Annotated in this window: 17 protein-coding genes; 7 read left to right on the forward strand and 10 right to left on the reverse strand. The window is 31.4% G+C overall.

The window, feature by feature from the left end; genetic code table 11:
• The first annotated feature begins 57 nt into the window (after positions 1–57).
• Entirely contained in the window at positions 58–2,418 is a 2,361-nt protein-coding gene (locus tag N456_RS02045) for a GumC family protein (RefSeq protein ID WP_062053364.1), read from the forward strand.
• An 88-nt stretch (positions 2,419–2,506) separates the two neighbouring features.
• Here the strand turns inward: N456_RS02045 and N456_RS02050 are convergent, their stop codons facing one another.
• On the reverse strand, positions 2,507–4,093 hold the full coding sequence (locus tag N456_RS02050; RefSeq protein WP_062053366.1) for a peptide chain release factor 3: 1,587 nt from the start codon (positions 4,091–4,093) through the stop codon (positions 2,507–2,509).
• Positions 4,094–4,551: 458 nt separating this feature from the next.
• On the opposite strand from N456_RS02050, the gene N456_RS02055 reads away from it, so the two are divergent.
• The 3 genes from N456_RS02055 to N456_RS02065 are packed head-to-tail and all read left to right on the forward strand — an operon-like array spanning position 4,552 to position 11,657.
• Positions 4,552–8,670 (forward strand): T9SS type B sorting domain-containing protein, encoded by a 4,119-nt coding sequence (locus tag N456_RS02055; protein WP_062053368.1) that lies wholly within the window; start codon positions 4,552–4,554, stop codon positions 8,668–8,670.
• 52 nt (positions 8,671–8,722) lie between these two features.
• On the forward strand, positions 8,723–9,670 hold the full coding sequence (locus N456_RS02060) for a PorP/SprF family type IX secretion system membrane protein (RefSeq protein ID WP_062053370.1): 948 nt from the start codon (positions 8,723–8,725) through the stop codon (positions 9,668–9,670).
• 25 nt (positions 9,671–9,695) lie between these two features.
• Positions 9,696–11,657 (forward strand): OmpA family protein, encoded by a 1,962-nt coding sequence (locus N456_RS02065; RefSeq protein ID WP_062053372.1) that lies wholly within the window; start codon positions 9,696–9,698, stop codon positions 11,655–11,657.
• 84 nt (positions 11,658–11,741) lie between these two features.
• On the opposite strand, the gene N456_RS02070 is transcribed toward N456_RS02065, so the two are convergent.
• The 9 genes from N456_RS02070 to folE all read right to left on the reverse strand — a co-directional run bounded on the left by N456_RS02070 (position 11,742) and on the right by folE (position 18,173).
• On the reverse strand, positions 11,742–13,223 hold the full coding sequence (locus N456_RS02070) for a cryptochrome/photolyase family protein (RefSeq protein ID WP_062053374.1): 1,482 nt from the start codon (positions 13,221–13,223) through the stop codon (positions 11,742–11,744).
• A complete protein-coding gene (locus N456_RS23600; protein WP_082422403.1) occupies positions 13,220–13,348 on the reverse strand; it encodes a DUF2256 domain-containing protein in 129 nt (42 codons plus the stop codon). The genes N456_RS02070 and N456_RS23600 overlap by 4 nt, the downstream gene beginning before the upstream one ends.
• 3 nt (positions 13,349–13,351) lie before the next feature.
• Positions 13,352–13,978, reverse strand: coding sequence for a flavin reductase family protein (locus tag N456_RS02075; RefSeq protein WP_062053376.1), 627 nt, complete (start codon positions 13,976–13,978; stop codon positions 13,352–13,354).
• Between the two features lies 1 nt (position 13,979).
• Positions 13,980–15,440, reverse strand: a complete 1,461-nt coding sequence (locus tag N456_RS02080) for a cryptochrome/deoxyribodipyrimidine photo-lyase family protein (protein ID WP_062053378.1) — start codon at positions 15,438–15,440, stop codon at positions 13,980–13,982.
• Positions 15,437–16,552 (reverse strand): FAD-binding domain-containing protein, encoded by a 1,116-nt coding sequence (locus N456_RS02085; RefSeq protein ID WP_062053380.1) that lies wholly within the window; start codon positions 16,550–16,552, stop codon positions 15,437–15,439. The genes N456_RS02080 and N456_RS02085 overlap by 4 nt, the downstream gene beginning before the upstream one ends.
• The gene (locus tag N456_RS02090) at positions 16,553–16,840 is read right to left on the reverse strand and encodes a TIGR03643 family protein (RefSeq protein ID WP_062053552.1); all 288 of its coding nucleotides are present in this window, start codon (positions 16,838–16,840) and stop codon (positions 16,553–16,555) included.
• The gene (locus N456_RS02095; RefSeq protein WP_062053382.1) at positions 16,837–17,238 is read right to left on the reverse strand and encodes a DUF2452 domain-containing protein; all 402 of its coding nucleotides are present in this window, start codon (positions 17,236–17,238) and stop codon (positions 16,837–16,839) included. Before N456_RS02095 ends, N456_RS02090 begins: the two co-directional genes overlap by 4 nt.
• 11 nt (positions 17,239–17,249) lie before the next feature.
• Positions 17,250–17,414 carry a Lacal_2735 family protein gene (locus tag N456_RS23950; protein WP_062053385.1) on the reverse strand — a complete coding sequence of 55 codons (165 nt, stop codon included), beginning with the start codon at positions 17,412–17,414 and terminating at the stop codon, positions 17,250–17,252.
• Positions 17,415–17,489: 75 nt separating this feature from the next.
• Positions 17,490–18,173: a GTP cyclohydrolase I FolE gene (gene folE, locus N456_RS02105; protein WP_062053387.1), complete on the reverse strand. Its 684-nt coding sequence runs from the start codon at positions 18,171–18,173 to the stop codon at positions 17,490–17,492.
• A gap of 449 nt (positions 18,174–18,622) precedes the next feature.
• Here folE and idi point away from each other — a divergent pair, with 449 nt between their 5' ends.
• From idi to N456_RS02120, 3 genes are all read left to right on the forward strand, one after another.
• Entirely contained in the window at positions 18,623–19,141 is a 519-nt protein-coding gene (gene idi / locus N456_RS02110; RefSeq protein WP_062053389.1) for an isopentenyl-diphosphate Delta-isomerase, read from the forward strand.
• On the forward strand, positions 19,138–19,548 hold the full coding sequence (locus N456_RS02115) for a 6-pyruvoyl trahydropterin synthase family protein (RefSeq protein WP_062053391.1): 411 nt from the start codon (positions 19,138–19,140) through the stop codon (positions 19,546–19,548). The genes idi and N456_RS02115 overlap by 4 nt, the downstream gene beginning before the upstream one ends.
• A gap of 156 nt (positions 19,549–19,704) precedes the next feature.
• The gene (locus tag N456_RS02120) at positions 19,705–19,971 is read left to right on the forward strand and encodes a hypothetical protein (RefSeq protein ID WP_062053554.1); all 267 of its coding nucleotides are present in this window, start codon (positions 19,705–19,707) and stop codon (positions 19,969–19,971) included.
• Positions 19,972–20,029 lie beyond the last annotated feature (58 nt).

Raw genomic sequence — 20,029 nt, forward strand, 5'->3', positions numbered from 1 at the left:
TAAAGGATATTAATTAAATTTATATTCTTTTTACTTAAAACCGAAATCACTTATTAGATGAATTATGAAACCGATGATGACTCTGAAAATCTATTTATAAAAGAATTATTAGAGAAATATTTTACCCACTGGAAACTTTTTATATTAGCCTTTGTAATTTTTTTTACAATAGGCTTTTTTTACATGAGATATACCCCTAAGCTATATCGAGTAACATCTAGTGTTTTAATAAAAGCCGAAAAAAATGGAATACTATCTGAACTTTCTGCTTTTGAAGACCTTTCTATATTTAAAAATGTGAATAAAGAAGTAGAGAATGAAATTCAAATCTTACACTCTAGACCTCTAATAGAAAATGTAATAAAAAAATTAAACTTAGATGTTCAATATTTTCATAAAACGAAGTACTCTAAGAGGCTTATAGAGCTTTCTAATAACTCACCTATAAAAGTTAATTTTATTGATGATTCTTATTATAATAAAGGAGTAAGGTTTATAATCACAGTTCTTTCTGGAGGAAAATTTATAATAAAAGATAATGAGGAGAATTTTATAGCACAAGGAAAATTTAACCAATGTATTGGCTCTGTGTTCGGAGACCTTATTGTAGAACCAGATTTTAGAATTCTTACACAATATATAAATACCAATATTTATGTTAGTGTCACGCCTCTTTTGGATGCTGTAGAACTATATAAATCAGCTATTAAAATAGGCTTAACCAATAAACATACTAGTGTAGTAGGCTTAAGCATGACTACCATTGATGTAGAAAGAGCAAAAAATATTCTTAATGCTCTTATCAAAGAATATAATGATGACGTGATTAATGATAAAAATCAAATTTCTACTAATACTGCCCAGTTTATACAAGAACGATTACATATTATTAATAAATCATTAGATAGTTTAGAAAAAAATGTAGAATTTTTTAAATCAAAAAATAATCTTACTGATATTCCTGCAGAGACTTCTGTAATGCTTACTAATGCATCGAATAATGAAAAAGAGATTGTAGAAACTACAATACAAATTGGTCTTGCTGATTTCTTATTAGAATATCTAAAAAAATCTAAAAACGAACTTTTACCAGTAAATTTAGGTTTTACAGATCAATCAGCAGTATCAATGATTGATAAGTATAATAGTATTGCGTTACAAAGAAATAGATTAATCAAAAGTTCTGGAACAGAAAATCCAGTACTAATCATTCAGAATGAAAAGTTATCAGATTTACAACTAAGCATACAACAAAGTTTAATAAATCTAAAAAAGACATTAGAGTTAAAAATTAAATCACTTAGAGGGAGAGATGTTAAAGTAAATGCTCAGATCGCATCATTACCAGAAAAAGAAAGAAAACTAAGAGATATACAACGGCAACAACAAATCAAAGAAACATTATTCTTATATCTTTTAGAAAAAAGAGAAGAAACCGCTATTTCTCTTGCAGCAACAGTATCTAATGTAAAAATTATAGAAAAAGCATTTGCAACAAGAAGTCCTATAAAACCCAAAAAAAATATAGTTCTTATAGCATGTTTTTTAGCAACTATAATGATTCCTGTAATTATCATTTTTTTTAGAGATATAATGAACACTAAAATTAATGATATAAAAGAGCTAAAAAAAATAATAAAATTAACACTACTAGGAAGCATACCTTCATCACCTAATGATAAAAAATTAGTAACTCCTAATGCTGATCGATCTATATTAGCAGAAGCATTTAGATTATTAGAAACTAATTTAGATTTTATTTTAGGGCATTCTGAAAAGAAAGGAAAAACAATGCTTGTAACATCTAGTATTAAAGGAGAAGGGAAATCTTTTGCTGCTAGTAACTTAGGAATAACACTTGGCCGATCAGGTAATAAAGTAGCCTTGTTAGAAATGGATTTAAGATCTTCAGAATTAAAACAAAGCATGGGGGTTAAATCAAAAAAAGGGATTACAAATTTTATTGTAGATGAGTCGATGCGTCTTACTGATATACGAACTAATATAGAGGGGTTTAAAAACTTAGATGTTTTTACTTCGGGACCTAAACCACCGAACCCAGCAGAATTACTGAAACACAAGCGAGTAAAAGAATTATTTGATTTTCTAAAAGAAGAATATGATTATATTATTATAGATACACCTCCTATTACAGTTGTAGCAGATACATTGTTATTAAAATCCTATGCAGATTTATGTATTTATGTAGTACGACAAAAGTTTTCAGATAAAAGACTTTTAGATATCCCCAAAACACTTGTTCAGGAAAAAAGATTTACTTCATTAGCGATTTTATTTAATGATGTGGATTTTAAAAGAGTAGGGTATGGGTATGGCTACGGATATGGTTATGGAGAGACGACCAAAGAAATGAGTTTTTTTAAAAAAATGTTTAGCTTTATAGTAGGTAAAGCATGATGTTTTCTAGCAATAGACTGTATATGATTACCAATTATTCTTTGGATTTTATCTAAAAAAATAAAATCCAAAGAGTAATTAATATATGCTAAAACTCTGATGTAAAATGAAATTGAATTGAAGGATATTTTTGTTGAGTCATTTGTAGACTAAAAGAAGAATCAGCAAAAAATACTAATTGCCCTTGTTTATCTTTAGCTAGAAATTTATTTTTTACGCGTTTAAAGTCTTTAAACTCATCATTATCATGATTTTTAGCCTCTACCCAGCAAGCTTTATGAACATTTAGATTTTCGTAAGTGCATTTTGCTCCATATTCATGCTCTAATCTATATTGTATCACCTCATACTGTAATGCTCCTACTGTTCCTATAACCTTTCTTCCATTGAGCTCTAACGTAAAAAGCTGGGCAACTCCCTCATCCATTAACTGATCAATACCTTTTGCCAGTTGTTTAGATTTCATAGGATCTGCATTATTGATATATCTAAAATGCTCTGGTGAAAAACTCGGAATACCTTTGTAATTTAATAGTTCTCCTTTTGTAAGGGTATCTCCAATTTTAAAATTTCCAGTATCATGTAAGCCTACAATATCTCCAGGGTATGATATGTCTACAATTTCTTTTTTTTCTGCAAAAAAAGCATTGGGGCTAGAAAATTTAAGTTTTTTATTGTGCCTTGTATGTAAATAAGGAACATTTCTTTCAAAAGTTCCGGATACGATTTTTATAAACGCCAAACGATCCCTATGTTTAGGGTCCATATTAGCATGAATTTTAAATACAAATCCTGTAAAATCTTCTTCCTCAGGATGTACTAGGCGAGTATCACTTTCTTTAGGTCTAGGTGTAGGAGCAATAGAAATAAAACAATCTAATAATTCTCTAACACCAAAATTGTTTAATGCAGAACCAAAAAATACAGGCTGTAAATTTCCACTTTGATACTCTTCTTGTTTAAATTTAGGGTAGATACCATCAACTAATTCTAACTCTTCTCGTAATGTGTCTGCAGCAGTATCACCTATAACGTTATTAAGATCTTGAGTTGATAAGTCAGATATTTCGATAGTTTCTTCGATATTCTTTCTATTGTCACCACTAAAAAGATTAATGTTTTTTTCCCAGATATTATAGATTCCTTTAAAATCATATCCCATTCCAATAGGAAAACTTAATGGAGTAACCGTAAGCCCTAATTTCTGTTCAATCTCATCAAGAAGTTCGAAAGCATCTTTTCCCTCACGATCTAATTTATTGATAAAAACGATCATAGGGATATTTCGCATACGACATACAGAAACTAGTTTTTCTGTTTGTTCCTCAACTCCTTTAGCAACATCAATTACAACAATAACACTATCAACAGCAGTTAAAGTTCTAAACGTATCCTCCGCAAAATCCTTATGACCAGGGGTGTCCAGAATATTAATCTTTATCCCTTTATACTCAAACGCTAGTACAGAAGTAGCAACAGAGATACCACGTTGGCGTTCGATTTCCATAAAATCACTAGTAGCTCCTTTTTTGATTTTATTAGATTTTACAGCACCTGCTTCCTGAATAGCACCTCCAAAAAGTAATAATTTTTCGGTTAATGTGGTCTTACCTGCATCTGGATGAGAGATAATACCAAAGGTTCTTCTTCTCCCTATTTCATCTATAAATTTCATAATGTATATCTAATAAGGATGCAAATATAATATTAAATCTATATAGTCGAGTGTATCGAATTACTTCTCTAAAAATATAATGATTAGTCTTCATTGTTAGAAGAAAGAAAATTAAGTATAGTTGAAGATTAGTAATGACTAAAAAAATGAGTTTTATAAAATCATAAAGAACTAATTAGAATATACATTTTATCATTTTCTTAAAGATAACAACTTATATGGTCATATTAGTCGTACAAAATGAAGTTTAAGTACGAATATGATTGTCTTTTATCTGCAAAATGTGTTTGTTAACGAAAAACAGGATTTTTATCTAGAATATTTTGTTAAAACTTAAAAAATATTGGCAAATTTGTACCCCCTCCTATTTAATTACGGTTTTACCATAACTTTATTAAGGCATGCTGTCATGCAGTATGTTTTTATAGATCATAATATCATTTTAAAATTAGGGCTGTATGAGAAAAAATACATTATTCAGAAATAGGCATAGTGGTTTATTACTAAAAATTTTAAGGCTTACATTATTTATATTTTTAGCCATGTATGTTGAGGAAATACAAGGAAGAGCTATAAATAATGAAAGAATAAGTTTTGAAGAATGTGTTACAATAGATTCTAGACTATATCCAGAAGATATAGAGACTTCATCACTAGTGACATGTACTGTGGAGCAATCTGGTTTTTGGAGTATTTCTGGTACAACAGCGACATATGATTTTGGAGATGGTGTTATTGCTAGAGTGACTACTACAACTACAGATCCATTTATAAAAGGTGAGTTTAATTCTGCAGGAACAGGTTTTTGGTCTACCGCTTTAGATGGAGCCATCTCATTGCAGAATAAATTTACTTGGGGGTCAACGCTAACAGTTAGTTTTGAAGATAATTTTGGTACTCCGGTAAGCGTAGAGAATCCAATCATTCATATAGATAAACTTGGGGAATTTTTTGGAACTCTTCAGAATTCTGCAGAACTAACATTACAAGGTGGATTAACTTGGAGTTTTTTAGGCGGAACTAATGATTTTTTAGCAACTACCACCACTGTTAAAGATGCAGGTTCAGGAACACCTACAGGTATTGGATACACGTCAGAAAGTACCCAGAACGATGACAATGGATCTGCGGCTGGATCTCTACAAATTAATGGAACAGTGACTTCTTTTTCTATGCAGTTTGTACAATCAGGTGTCGCAGGATTTGGTGATGATACCATGAAGTTTATACTTGCTGCTTGTACAGATAAAGATACAGATAACGATAGTGTTCCTGATACATCAGATGTTTGCTCTGATTTTAATGATGTAGCAGATAATGATAATGATAGTGTTCCTGATGGTTGTGATTTAGACAATGATAATGATGGTATTTTAGATACAGATGAAGGTAAGTGTACGCTTTCCCAATCAGGAGAATGGAACATTTCTGGTACAACAGCAACATATGATTTTGGAGATGGGGTAATTGCTAGAGCAGTTACTACAAATACAAGAGCTTTTGCTACAGGAAATTTTAACCCTATAGGAATAGGTTTTTGGTCAGAAACCTTAGAAAATCAAAAATCATTACAAAATGTCTATAAATGGGATACAACATTAACAATAAGTTTTGAAGATGGATCAGGTAACCCTATCAAGGTAAATGATCCGGTGATTCATTTTGATCGTATAGGAGGTACTTCTGGCACTCAGAATTCTGCAGAAATAACGTTACAAGGAGGATTAACTTGGACTCCTTTAGGAGGGACATCAGATTTTAGAACAAGACCAACAACAGTTAGAGATGGTGGAATAGGAAAGAAACTAACAGGACCAAGTGGAGGAGAGAGCACCCAGAATGATTTAGATGGCTCTGCAGCAGGTTCTTTAAGAATCCACGGAACATTATCTTCTTTTACTATAAAGTTTGTACAATCAGGAGTAAATGGTTTCGGCGAAGATGGAATAGAAATCATATTGTTTACATGCAATAGCAGAGATACAGATGGGGATAATGTACCGGATTATTTAGATTTAGACAGTGATAATGATGGGATTTATGATGCAGATGAAGCAGGACATGCACAATCACATACTAATGGTATTGTAAATGGAGGAGTTGGGATAGATGGGGTTCCTGATGTAGTGCAAACTGTAAGCGGTACGAGTAGTGGTTTGGTGGATTATAGTTTAGCAGATTCAGAAACTACCCCAGATGGGATTCCTGATTATAGAGAATTAGATAGTGATGGAGATTTATGCTATGATGTTATCGAAGCGGGATATACAGATAGTGATACTAACGGGTTTTTAGGGACAGGAACATTTGGAGGTGGTTTATTAGTAAACTCTGATGGGGTAGTAACCTCAGGTATAGATGGGTATACCAATGGTATAGTCAATGGAGTTACAGCACAAGCGGTTACGCCAACCATATCAACTCAACCGGAGAACCAATCTATTTGCCCTAAAGGAAATACCGTTTTTGAGGTGATGACTACAAATGCTACGTCTTATCAATGGCAAATTCTTAATGGAACAGTTTGGGAAGACCTCTCTGATATGGGAATATATACAAATACAACAACAAGTTCATTAACTATCACAAGGGCTTTAGTATCAGATAATGGAAGTAGATATAGGGTATTGGTTTCAAACGCAGGTAATGCATGTGCTGTTCTTGTTACAACATCTAATGAGGTTGTTCTTGCTGTTACAGATATTATAAAACCGACAATTACATGTCCAACTCCACCAGCAGATATTCCTTTTGATCTTACAAATTGTAATGCAATAGTACCTGATTTAACCTCAGGAGTTACTGTAGCAGATAATTGCTCTGCAGTAGGAAATATAACCATTACTCAAACTCCTGCAGCAGGAGATGTTATAGGACTAGGAGTAACGACAATAACTATTACTGCAGAGGACGAATCGAATAATAAGATCAATTGTACTGTAGATATAAAAGTTATAAATGTAATGGATGCAGCAAATGATCTAGTTACATTAGATGGAGATCAAGGAGAGAGTTCTATGAATATCGTAGATGATAATGATATGCTTAGCTGTACTAATGTTACTTTGGGTACAGATGTTACTATGACAGTGACAGATAATGCTCCTAGAGATGGAGTGAGTTTAGATCCATTAACAGGAGAAATTACTGTTTTAGCAAATACACCTCCTGGAATTTATACTATTGATTATCGATTATGTAGTATTGCTACTCCAATAGTTTGTGATGATGCTACAGTTAGTATTACAGTAACAGGAGTTATTGCTGCTATTGATGATAGTGTTAGTCTGGACGGTAACTCAGGCGAGAGTTCTGTAAATATTGTAGATGATAATGATACTTTAAATGGTATTAGTGTTACTTTAGGTACAGATGTTACTATGACTGTTATGGATAATGCTCCTAGTGATGGAGTTAGTATAGATCCGTTAACAGGAGAAGTAACGGTTTTATCAAATACCCTTCCTGGCATCTATACTATTGATTACCGATTATGTAGTATTGCTACCCCAGTAGTCTGTGATGATGCTACAGTTAATATTACAGTCACAGGAGTTATTTCTGCCATTGATGATACTGTTACTTTAAACGTTAACCTAAGAGAGATTCCTGTAAATATCGTAGATGATAATGATACTTTAAATGGCACTAATGTTACTTTGGGGGTAGATGTTACTATGACTGTCACAGATAATGCTCCTAATGATGGCGTGAGTTTAGATCCATTAACAGGAGAAGTAATCGTTTTACCAAATACTCGTTCTGGGGTATATACTATTGATTATCGATTATGTAGTATTGCTACTCCAGTAATTTGTGATGATGCTACAGTTAGTATTACCGTCATAGGAAGTATTCTTAATGCTAATTTAGCATTAACTAAAACAGGAAACTATGTAGATACAAATAGAAATGGTACGCTTAATATAGGAGATCAAATAGAGTATACATTTACTGTAGAGAATATAGGTAATGTACCTATAACTAATATCACTCTAGATGATCCATTGCCAGGAGTAGAAATTATAGGTGATCCAATTGATTTAGATACTGGAGAAAAAGATAGTACTACATTCTCCGCATTGTATACATTAACAGAAGAAGATTTAATTTCTGGAAGTGTATCTAATCAAGCAACTGTAACTGGTTTAGATCCAGATGGTAATGAGGTGGTCGATGTGTCAGATAACCCACTAGATGATACAAATATTGACACGGATAATGATGGTGATTTTGAAGATGTCACTGTAACAATATTAGAATCAGTGGAGGAAATAATAACATATACAGGTATTACTCCTAATGGGGATAATATTAACGATCAGTTTAGAATGCTAGGATTGCGAAATTTTCCTAAAAATATATTAAGAATTTTTAATCGCTGGGGAGTCGCAGTATTCGAAAAAGAAGGGTACGAACGAGAAGGAGAAGAATTATTCGAGGGTATTAGTAAAGGAAGAGCTACAATCAATGATAATGAAAAGTTGCCAGTAGGAACATATTTTTATGTCTTAGAATATGAAAATGCTATCGGAGTTAATAAGTCAAAATCTGGTTATTTATATATAAATAGATAGATGTTTTTATAATATTATATATTTGTTATATCCTAAATCGAATAAAATACTTATGAATAAACTATTTAGAACATTTATGTTGGTGGTTTTTATTACGACAGCTATCAATGCTCAACAAGATGCACAGTATACTCAATACATGTATAATACAGTAAGTGTTAATCCAGCATATGCGGGCAGTCGTGGAGTAATGAGTATTATGGGACTCCACCGTAGTCAATGGGTGGGATTAGAAGGTGCTCCACGTACTCAGACCTTAACCATTAATACTCCAATTGGAGATAGTGAACGTTTAGGATTGGGGCTATCTATTGTAAATGATGAGATAGGTCCTACAGATGAAACTTATTTTGATATTGATTTCTCATATACGATCCCTACTTCAGAACAAGGGAAATTAAGTTTGGGACTAAAAGCAGGAGGACATTTGTTAAATATTGATTTCCAAAAACTATCTCAATTTGATAATGGAGATGCTTTATTCGGAAACGATATAGATAATAAATTCAGCCCTAATGTGGGAATAGGAGTATATTACCATACAAACCGTTTTTATTTAGGATTAAGTGCTCCTAATCTATTAGAAACAGACCATTTTGATGAAAGTGCAGTAGATAATGATGCAGCAGTAAGTTTTTTAGCAGAAGAGAGGGTCAACTATTACTTCATAGCAGGTCATGTTTTTGATATCAGTGATGAGGTAAAGTTTAAGCCAGCTGTTTTAAGTAAACTAGTGTTTGGAGCACCTTTGCAAGTAGATCTTTCGGCTAATTTTTTACTCTATGATCGTTTGACACTGGGAGTAGGGTATCGCTGGAGTGCTGCAGTTAATGCAATGATAGGGTTTCAGGTATCAGATGCTATGATGATTGGTTTTGCTTACGATAGAGAAACCACAGCATTAGGAAATACACAATTTAATGCAGGAAGTTATGAGGTGATGTTACGATTCGAATTATTTAAAAAATATAAAAGAATGCTAACGCCTCGTTTCTTTTAATCAATCTTAAAAATATATTCATAATATGAAAGGATATTTACTTAAATTCTTATTTGTTTTTACATTGTTCTTTTTAGGAATTACTACACTTTGTTCTCAAGAAAGAAAACTTAAAAAAGCAAAGGAGCAATATGATAAGTACCAATATATTGATGCTCAAAAAACATATCTTAAAGTAGCTAAAAAAGGTTATAAAAGTGCTGATCTTTTTATGAGTTTAGGAGATAGCTATTATTTTAATAGTCAATTTAAAGAAGCACAAAAATGGTATAAAGAATTAGTGGATTCTTTTCCGGAAGAAGTTGAGCCGGAGTATTACTTTAGATATGCTCAGACATTAAAAGCTACAGAAAACTATAAAGAGTCAGATGTCTATATGCAAAAATTTGCAAAGCTTAGCAAAGACGACCTACGAGCAAAATTATTTTTAAAGAAACCAGATTATTTAAATCAAATTGATTTTCAGTCAGGACGTTATGAAATAGCAAATGCATCTATTAATTCATCATTTATAGATTTTGGAACAGCATATTATCAAGGAAATATTGTTTTTAGCTCTTCTAGGGATACCTTAATATTGAAAAAAACAATTCATCAATGGAATGATGAAGCTTTTTTAAATCTTTTTGAAGCAGAATATGATTCTGTCAATAATAGTTTTTCAAAAATAAAAAGATTTGATAAAAAAATAAACTCTAAATTTCATGAATCAACTCCTGTTTTTACTAAAGATGGTAAAACCATTTATTTTACAAGAAATAACTTTAATAATCGAGAATTTGGGCGTGATAAAAATGGGATTAACAAATTAAAAATATATCGATCCTATAAAAATGATCAAGGAAAATGGACTACGCCAGAAAGCTTACCATTTAATAGTGATGAATATTCTGTAGCACATCCTATGCTAAGTAACGATGAGAAAACATTATATTTTTCATCAGACATGCCAGGAGGTAAAGGGGCATCTGATCTGTATGAAGTTAGGATAGATGCTGATGGAAATTTTGAAGAACCAAAAAATTTAGGAGATAGAATTAATACCGAGGGTAAAGAAACATTTCCTTTTGTAAGTATAGATGATCATCTATATTTTTCATCAGATGGACATCTAGGTTTAGGAGGGTTAGACGTATATGTTACTAACCTTAACCCAATAACAAAAAAAGAAGAATTAGTTACTAATGTAGGAAAACCTGTTAATAGCCCGAAAGATGATTTTGCTTTTATAATAAATAATACGTCTAAGAGAGGGTATTTCTCATCTAATCGTAGTGGAGGTAAAGGAAGCGATGATATCTATAGCTTTATTCAATTAGAAGACCTTAGAAATCCTTGTGAAATTATAATTGCAGGAGCGGTTACTGATAAAGATACAAAAGAACCATTAGCAGGGACTAAAGTATCTATATATGATAATAATAATGCTTTGATAAATAGTACTGTAGTAGGAGATAATGCTACATATTCTCAATTGGTAGAATGTGAAAGTGGTTATTTTGTGAGAGCAGAAAAAGAAGGTTATGTTACTTTAGAAAAATTAGTGAATACATTGGCAGAAAGTAAAACATTAGACACACCTCTTATGTTAGAAAAGAAAATAAAATCTGCTGATGTAGGAGATGATCTAGCAAAAGTACTATCACTAAAACCAATTTATTTTGATTTTAACCAATCTTATATTCGTTCTGATGCTGCTGTAGAACTAGCAAAAGTGATTGAAGTGATGAATCAATATGATCAGATGAAAATAGAAATTGGATCACATACAGATAGTCATGGAGAAGATGCATATAACTTATATTTATCAGAGAAAAGAGCAGAAGCAACTCTAAATTATATGATTGATAAAGGAATATCACCAGATCGATTGACAGCAAAAGGATATGGAGAGACGCAACCAATTAATGATTGCGGTGATGAAACAAATTGTAAAAAAGAAGAATATCAGCTAAATAGACGAAGTGAGTTTATTATCATAAAATAGTAGTATTATATAAACTATAACAATATCTGTTATGACCCAAAAGATTAGAAAAACTAATCTTTTGGGTTTATTTTTATATATCTACTACGTCATTTTTTTTAGAAACCGTTCTGCGTTTTCAAAATGATTATTTTTCTTTTCTGGAGGCATTTTATCTAGCATAGAAACAAGCATTCTTAGTCTCGGATTTTTTGTAAAAAAAGATCGGTGTTTATCCATGAAATTCCAAAATAATCCATCCCATACATGTTGCCATTCACCTTTTTTATAATTACTCATTTTTAGTAAGTAATTGCTTCCGCTTATATATGGTTTAGTAGCCATTAATCCACCATCAGCGAATTGACTCATGCCATATATATTGGGGACCATTACCCAGTCATAAGCATCTATAAATAACTCCATAAACCATCGATATACCTCATCTGGATCGAACTCGCATAACATCATAAAATTACCTAATATCATTAAGCGTTCTATATGATGGCAATATCCTGTTTGTAGTATTTTTTTTATCGTTTGATCGATAGGAGGAATACCTGTTGTACCATCATAAAATGAAGCAGGAATCTTCTTTTTAAACTTCCAGAAATTACAAGTACGTTCATAACTACCTCTGGTTTCATACATACCTCGTATAAATTCTCGCCAACCTATAATCTGTCGTATAAAACCCTCAGTAGAATTAATAGGGATATTACATTGCTCAGCATATTTTAGACAGCTGCTAATAATTTCTTTAGGAGTTAATAGCCCTACATTAAGCATAGGAGTTAAAACACTATGGTTGAGGATTGAATTTTCTGCAACTATAGCGTCTTCATAGGTTCCAAACTCCATGAAGCGTTGTTCGAAAAATTGTTTCAACCATGACCTAGAAGTTTTAAAATTTGTGGGATATAATGATTGATCCGTAAGATTGCCTATATGATCCGAAAAATGTTTTGTTACATAAGTTTTAGCCTCTTCATAATAACTGTCGACATCAGGGAATTGAATAGGAGGAGGTGTCTTTTTTATTGGATATTTCTTTCTGTTTTCGGTATCATATGTCCATTTTCCTCCTACAGGTTTTCCGTTAGTCTCTAAAAGAATAGCTCTCTTTTTTCTCTGATCAGTATAGAATGTAGTTTGATGATATTTTTTTTTATCACTTTTAAAAAAAGGTAAAAGGTCCTCCTTTTTATTAAGAAATAGAGGAGAATCAAAAATTGTAGTTGTAATAGCTAGTTGGTGACACTTTTTTTGAATTCGTTTTTCTAGCCAGTTATCCGTTGTGTCGATATAATTAATATGTGTAACCCCTTTTTCATGCACCTCAAGAATTAATTTTCTTACATCAGAGATTTCCTCTGTAGCTTCTATATAATAGACTTCTAAGCCATAGGATTTTAAAAATGATTCATAACATTTCATTGTAGCTCTATGAAACGCTATTTTTTGTTTATGAAAAGGATATTGGTTAAAAAATAGATATTCTTCTATTATGTATACTGGAGCATCTAATTTTAAAAGTGGAGATACTTCAAATAGTTGATGAGGAAATATAAATTGTATTTTTTTCATTTGTTTTTACGACAGCGTTCACTACAATATTTTACAGCTTCCCAGTTCTTTTCCCATTTTTTTCGCCATGCAAATGGACGCTTGCATATTGGACAGGTTTTTTGAGAAAGGTGTTGCTTTTTCATGGATTAAAATTTTGGCACTTCTTTTACTCTTACATATGGATATTTGCCTATTTTGGTTAAGGAATAATAACTGTTTAGACCAGAGATTCCTACACTATTTGTTTTTTCTAAATCGATATCGTCACCTTTTATAGTATCATCTGGGATTATTAAATGTTCTACTTGACCTATAACCATAATAGTTCCATTTAGTTTTATATCAATAGACTCTTTAAACCGCATCCCTATTTTAAATGTACTTTCCTTGACAAAAGGAGCTTTAAAGTCCGGAATAAATTCTTCACTAAGATGGCAACGATTAAACTCTGAAATTTCTTTTTCGAATTTAGCAGAAGTGTAGTGCGCATTTTTTATGAACTCTGGGTGAATATGATTAATAGTGTAGTAACCATTTTCTTGGATATTCTGATAGGTATGTCTAGGGACTTCTCCTGTTGGTCTTACAATAAAGCCGAGTAATGCAGGGTCGCTTCCTATATGGACTACAGAGCTGAATATGGCAAGATTTGTTTGATTAGTATTAGAGATAGTACCTATTAAATTTGCAGGTTTTATCCCTGTTACAGAATTGATTATTTTTAGTTTAGTAATGCGATCTAATTTATTAATATCTTCTTTAGTATATTTCATTTTAGGTATTTCTATTTACATGTATTGCTAATAATCGTTTTTTCTCCTGTTGTACAGAAGGATGTTTTTTATGCCCCCATATTTTATCTCTTGCAGCTTGAGAGCTTTTTTGTAAATCAACAATAGGAAAAGGATACTCTTTACCAATACTAACGTTACAAAAGATTTGTTCCATTGGAGGCATTTTCCAAGGTTCATGGATATGAACTATTGACACATTTTTTAGTTCAGGAATCCATTTTTTTATGAATAATCCTTCGGGATCATGTTCTTGCGAATTTTTAATTGGATTGTATAACCGTATGGTATTAATCCCTGTAGTACCTGCTTGCATTTGGAACTGAGGATAATGTATCCCTGGATCATAGTCCAAAAACTGACGTGCTAAATGATACGTACCTTCTCTCCAATCCTGATCTAGATTAAGAGTTAAAAAAGAGACTACCATTGCTCTCATTCTAAAATTGATCCATCCTGTTTGCTTCACAGCTCGCATACAAGCATCTACCAGCGGATAGCCTGTTTTTCCTGTTTTCCATGCTTTTATAAAGTTGTCATTTTTTTGATGTTCTAATAGCTCGTAGCCTTTGTTTATGCATTGTGTTTCATAAGTACATTCCATTTCAAATTTTTGAATAAAATGACAATGCCAATGTAATCTAGTAAGCATAGCAGAAAATGCGTTACTATTTTTTGTACCATTAGGGTGTGTACCGATATACTGAAAAGCTTGTTTTATACTCATATTACCCCAAGCTAAATAAGGCGATAACCTACTACAGGCGATTCTACTTTCTGTGGGTTTAGAGATGTGTTTTTGGTACTTAAAACCTCTTTGTGCTGTAAAGGATTTTATATAACGCCATGCGTTTTTTTCTCCTGCAGGTTGGTATTGTTTAGGATAATATTGTAATCGGTGTTTAATTTTATTAGGAATCGAAAAGGGATGTGCTAAAGGTGTGTTTTTTGAAATTGAAAAGTTATTTAAAATCAAAGGTTTATGCATTGTAATATGCCATTGTTTGCTCCAAGAATCTCTATTTTTAATCCCTCTGATGACACCATCTCTCTGCGATTCTTGCCATCCGATATGATATTGCTTACAAAGCATAGCAATTGCTTTATCTCTTTGCCAAGTTTTTTGTATTCCACTTTCGCAAAAACTAAATAATTGTTTGATATTAAAATGAGTGTTTAAATAGTTGAAAACAGTTATTGCTTCTTCATAGAAAACAGTTACAGTTCTATTATAAAACTTTAGTGAGTCATTAAGCGCTAGGATAGAATGATAGATGAATTGTAAGTGTCTATAGCTAGTGTCGGGATAATTGATGATTGAGGGTTCAAATATATAAATGATATAATAAGGAATACCAGCTTTCTCTGCTCTAAAAAGAGGTTCGTGATCTTGTGTGCGTAAATCACGTTTTAGCCAAACGATATTTATCTCTTTTTTTTTCAATAGTGTAATTGTTTTTTACATTTTTTCCAAAAAGCAAAGAATGATGGGTAGTATCCTTGTACATCAAACATCCAATCTCGAGATTCTTCATACCCTTTGTAATGTGTGTTTAGAGGATGTTCTTTGTAATAGATGGTTTTTAACTCATATTCAGAAACAAGTGCATTAAATTCTCCTACGTAGATCTGAATATTACTTATGTTTTTAGAGATAGCAATCATAAAATCGATTGATTTCTGAGCTATGGGATATTGTTTAAAAACAGAGGGTTCTAAAAGAAGTACTCTATTAGCTATACTATTTTTTTTCCAAATAGGATCTAGGTTGTAAAAATTATAGATATATGTGGGAAGCGTTTTGTTTATTGAGATTCCTTTTCTTGGAGGTAAAGGAGTTTCTAGTTGTAAAGCTGTAGTTGGAATTAATTTTTTTGGAATTCCTAGATCTTTAAAAACATCATAATTTACATCTAAAAAAGTTTTTTTTTGATTACTAAAACAATATTTGTTGATGTTTTCTTGATTAGCATAATATTTTTTATTGCTATTGGTACCAGCGACCCATTGCCAGCTTAATGCATTGCTTGCCCAGTCTGCATCCAATAAATGATAATACATCCATTGAGCAGGGGCTTTCCAATAGCTCTGTCCAACATTACAAACGATAGAAGCGATATACATCCTAAGGTGATTATGGATGTATCCAGTAGTGTAAAACGTTTTAATAGCATTGTCTATTGCTTCAATACCTGTATTTGCATCCAAAATAGATTTTGGTATGGCAGTATGGGCAACTTTAGATTGTTGATGTTTAATATCAGAGTTAATAGCATCTTTTTTTACAACCCATAGCTGTTGCCAGTAATCTCGCCAAGCGAGTTCTTGGATAAATTTTTCGATCTTAGATGGGTTAAATCCTTTGTTCAGAATTTCTGTAAGTATATATTTTGTAGAAATGACACCTCTAGATATATAAGGAGAGAGATAGGTAACTGCACCGTTTATATAATTACGAGTAGCACAATATTTTACAGGCTTACTAGTATTAACACGCTGTAATACCTCTTTATAATCAGTAGGGAATATGGATAGTTCATTTTCGAATAATTCCATTTATCTTTTACTAATTTTATTTCCAGAAATTGCGCTTTGACGAGAACATTTAAATCGTTTAATATCTGGGTTTCGTTTTTTTAAATGTTTCTGACTTACACCACTATTTACTCTTCTGCGCCAACGTTTAAAACTAGATTCTTTTAGGTTTCCTCTCATAAGTTTAATAACCTCTTTCTCAGGTAAACCAAACTGAAACAGAATTGCTTCAAAAGGAGTGCGGTCTTCCCACGCCATTTCTATGATACGGTCTAACTCTCTTTCACTTAATTGTTTTATGTCTTTCATACCTTTTTCCATGTTTGATCTGCATTTAGATAAAAACTACCTAGTGAATTAAATGAACATTGATCAGGAGCTATAATAGATAGAAAATTCTCGTTAGTGTCTCTTTTGTATAAATGATAGACTTCTCCAATAATGGGTTCGAAAGTGATTTTTGCGCTAAGAACAAGCTTGTTGTACTCGAATTCTTCTATCATTTTTTCATATTCAGCTTTTAGCTCTAAATATTTTGTCTGAATCTTATGATTTATTGTATTAACACTTCTGTTTTTCCAAGCAGTTGTATCTGTAGTTGAAATTACAGGAGCACCAAGAGAAGTTGCATATGGTTTAAGCGCTGCGTCATATTTTAAAGTCTCAGAATTAAAAACGATGTGGTCTGGTTTTTTATTGGTCTTCATTTTTCAGTATTTTATTCTAGTTTTTCTAGTATTCTCATTATTTCTTCTGCTTCATAGATTTTTTGGTCACTTAGTTTTCTGTTAATAGTAGAGAGTGAGTGGGCTTCCTTAAGCAATATTCCATATTGTTTTTGAAGTTTTTCTTTCTGAGATTTCTTTTTAAATAGCTTAAACATTTATATTTTTTTTAGATTTTATATTCAATAAAAATTTATTTATAAGAAGTAATCATCTCTATATTATGTAAAGAATTAGTTATTTAAATAATTTTGCAATTCTGCGATTTTTTCTGAAGCATTAAATGCTCCACCATAATATGAAGTTACAGTAGCAGAGGTATCGTCTTTTATACCTCGAGAAGATACACATAAGTGTTTAGCATCGATGATTACTGCTATATCTTCTGTAGTAAGGATTTGTTTTAACTCTATAGCAATTTGATTGGTTAATCGTTCTTGCACTTGTGGGCGTTTTGCAAAATATTGAACGATTCTATTCAATTTAGATAGTCCAATTACTTTACCAGAAGAAATATATGCAATATGTGCTTTTCCGATAATAGGTACAAAATGATGTTCGCAGTTAGAATAAAAGGTGATATTCTTTTCTACCAACATTTGTTGATATTGATATTTATTATCAAATAAAGCTACTTTAGGCTTGTTATTTGGGTTTAATCCAGAAAAGATTTCATCGATATACATTTTTGCAACCCTATTAGGGGTTCCTTTTAATGAATCATCATTAAGGTCTAATCCCATTACATCCATTATTTTAGCAAATAGTTGGGCAATACGGATCTTTTTATCTTCATCAGATATTTTAAAAGCATCAACCTTCATGGGAGTTTCAATTCCTGTATGAATATGATCATCTCCTATTTCCTGTTCTGTAAAACTATTAAGACTTACTTCCTTATAGAGTGTGTTTAACATAATTTACTTGTATTTTATATGCTATTATTTTTAGAGCTAATTAGAGACTGTGTTTTTGATCAGAATATCATATCGCTTACGGTTTAAGTATAGATGCTCTTACTATTATAATTTAATTTTCTATGATTAAACTTTTGTAATATGTTGTTTTTGGAACATTACTTACCGTTCTTTTGATAAAAACTTATTATTATCATCTTAGCTGAAGTAAAAATACTATTTTTGTTTAACAAAAAAAGTTAAACATTAAACAAAATTTATAAATTAAGAGATCTAGTATATGATTTTTTGAATAGTATAATGGTTTAGCTTATAATTTTTGAATGTAATTTAAGTAGTGAAATATTATTTGATATAAAAAATCATATTGATTTACCTAAAGTTGATTTTAATTTTCTTGATTATGATATACTCTTGTGATTTTGTAATTTTGAAAGCAATACAATAGAATGGAAGAAGAAAAAGTTATTTTAGTTAATGAAAATGATGAGAAAATAGGTCTTATGCCTAAATTAGAAGCACATCAAAAAGCGGTATTACACAGAGCTTTTTCAGTATTTGTTATTAATAATAATAATGAATTGATGCTTCAACAAAGGGCTCGTCATAAGTATCATTCCCCAGAGCTATGGACTAATACATGCTGCAGTCATCAAAGAGATGGAGAAGGTAATGTAGAAGCAGGAATGCGTAGATTGCAAGAAGAAATGGGATTTGTAACCTCATTAAAAGAAGTTATTTCATTTATTTATAAAGCTCCTTTTGATAATGGACTTACAGAGCATGAATACGATCATGTATTGATAGGAACATATGAAGAAGCTCCAGTGATCAATCCCGAAGAAGTATCTGATTGGAAATGGATGCATATTGAAGCTGTTAAAGAAGATATATCAAAACATCCAGAGATATATACAGCATGGTTTAAAATCATTTTTGAAAAATTTTACTCGCATATAACCTTATGAGAATTAAAGCATGTAGAAAAGCTCATTTTAATGCAGCGCATCGGTTGTATAGAAAAGATTGGACTGATGAAAAAAACACTCAAGTTTTTGGAAAATGTAGTAATCCTAAATATCATGGACATAATTATGAACTTATTGTAGCGGTTATAGGAGAGATTGATCCTGAAACAGGGTATTTAATGGATCTTAAAATTTTAAAAGATCATATTAAAAATGAAGTAGAAGAGTATATGGATCATAAGAATCTTAATGAAGAGGTTCCAGAATTTAAAGACTTAAATCCTACTGTAGAAAATATAGCTGTGGTCATATGGAATAGGTTACGTGCTAAAATAACTTCTGATTATGATCTTGAAATTACGTTATATGAGACTCCTCGTAATTTTGTAATTTATACAGGAGAATAGTCTGTATTAGAAATACTGAATGATAGAATATTTTATTATTAATACTGAATTATAATAGAATATAACATAAAGATTTATGACTAAAAGAAAAAGTTCAAATAAGTTCGCGCTTAATATTTGATTGAAAACACTAATTTTGCAGAAAATAAATTTGATATGGCAAATAAAAGAGATCTTAAAAAAGACATCAACTATGTTTTAGGAGATATTATAGAAGCAGTTTATCTATGGGAATTAGAAAACCCAGATAAAGATAATACATCAGGAGAAGCAATCATAGATGAAGCAATAACATCATTTGATGGATTTATGGCTAGAGCTAATGATAGAAAGATAGAAAATGCAGCGAAGCATTTTAAATCTCTTCGTAATGATTTAGACCAAACAGCGCAAGCTTTGGTGGCAAAAGTGAATGCTTTATAATTTTTTTTATAAAAAATTTGTAAAAACGGTTGTAGATATTATCTTTGCAACCGCTTTT

It is taken from the genome of Aquimarina longa SW024 (assembly GCF_001401755.1).
Lineage (GTDB): Bacteria > Bacteroidota > Bacteroidia > Flavobacteriales > Flavobacteriaceae > Aquimarina > Aquimarina longa.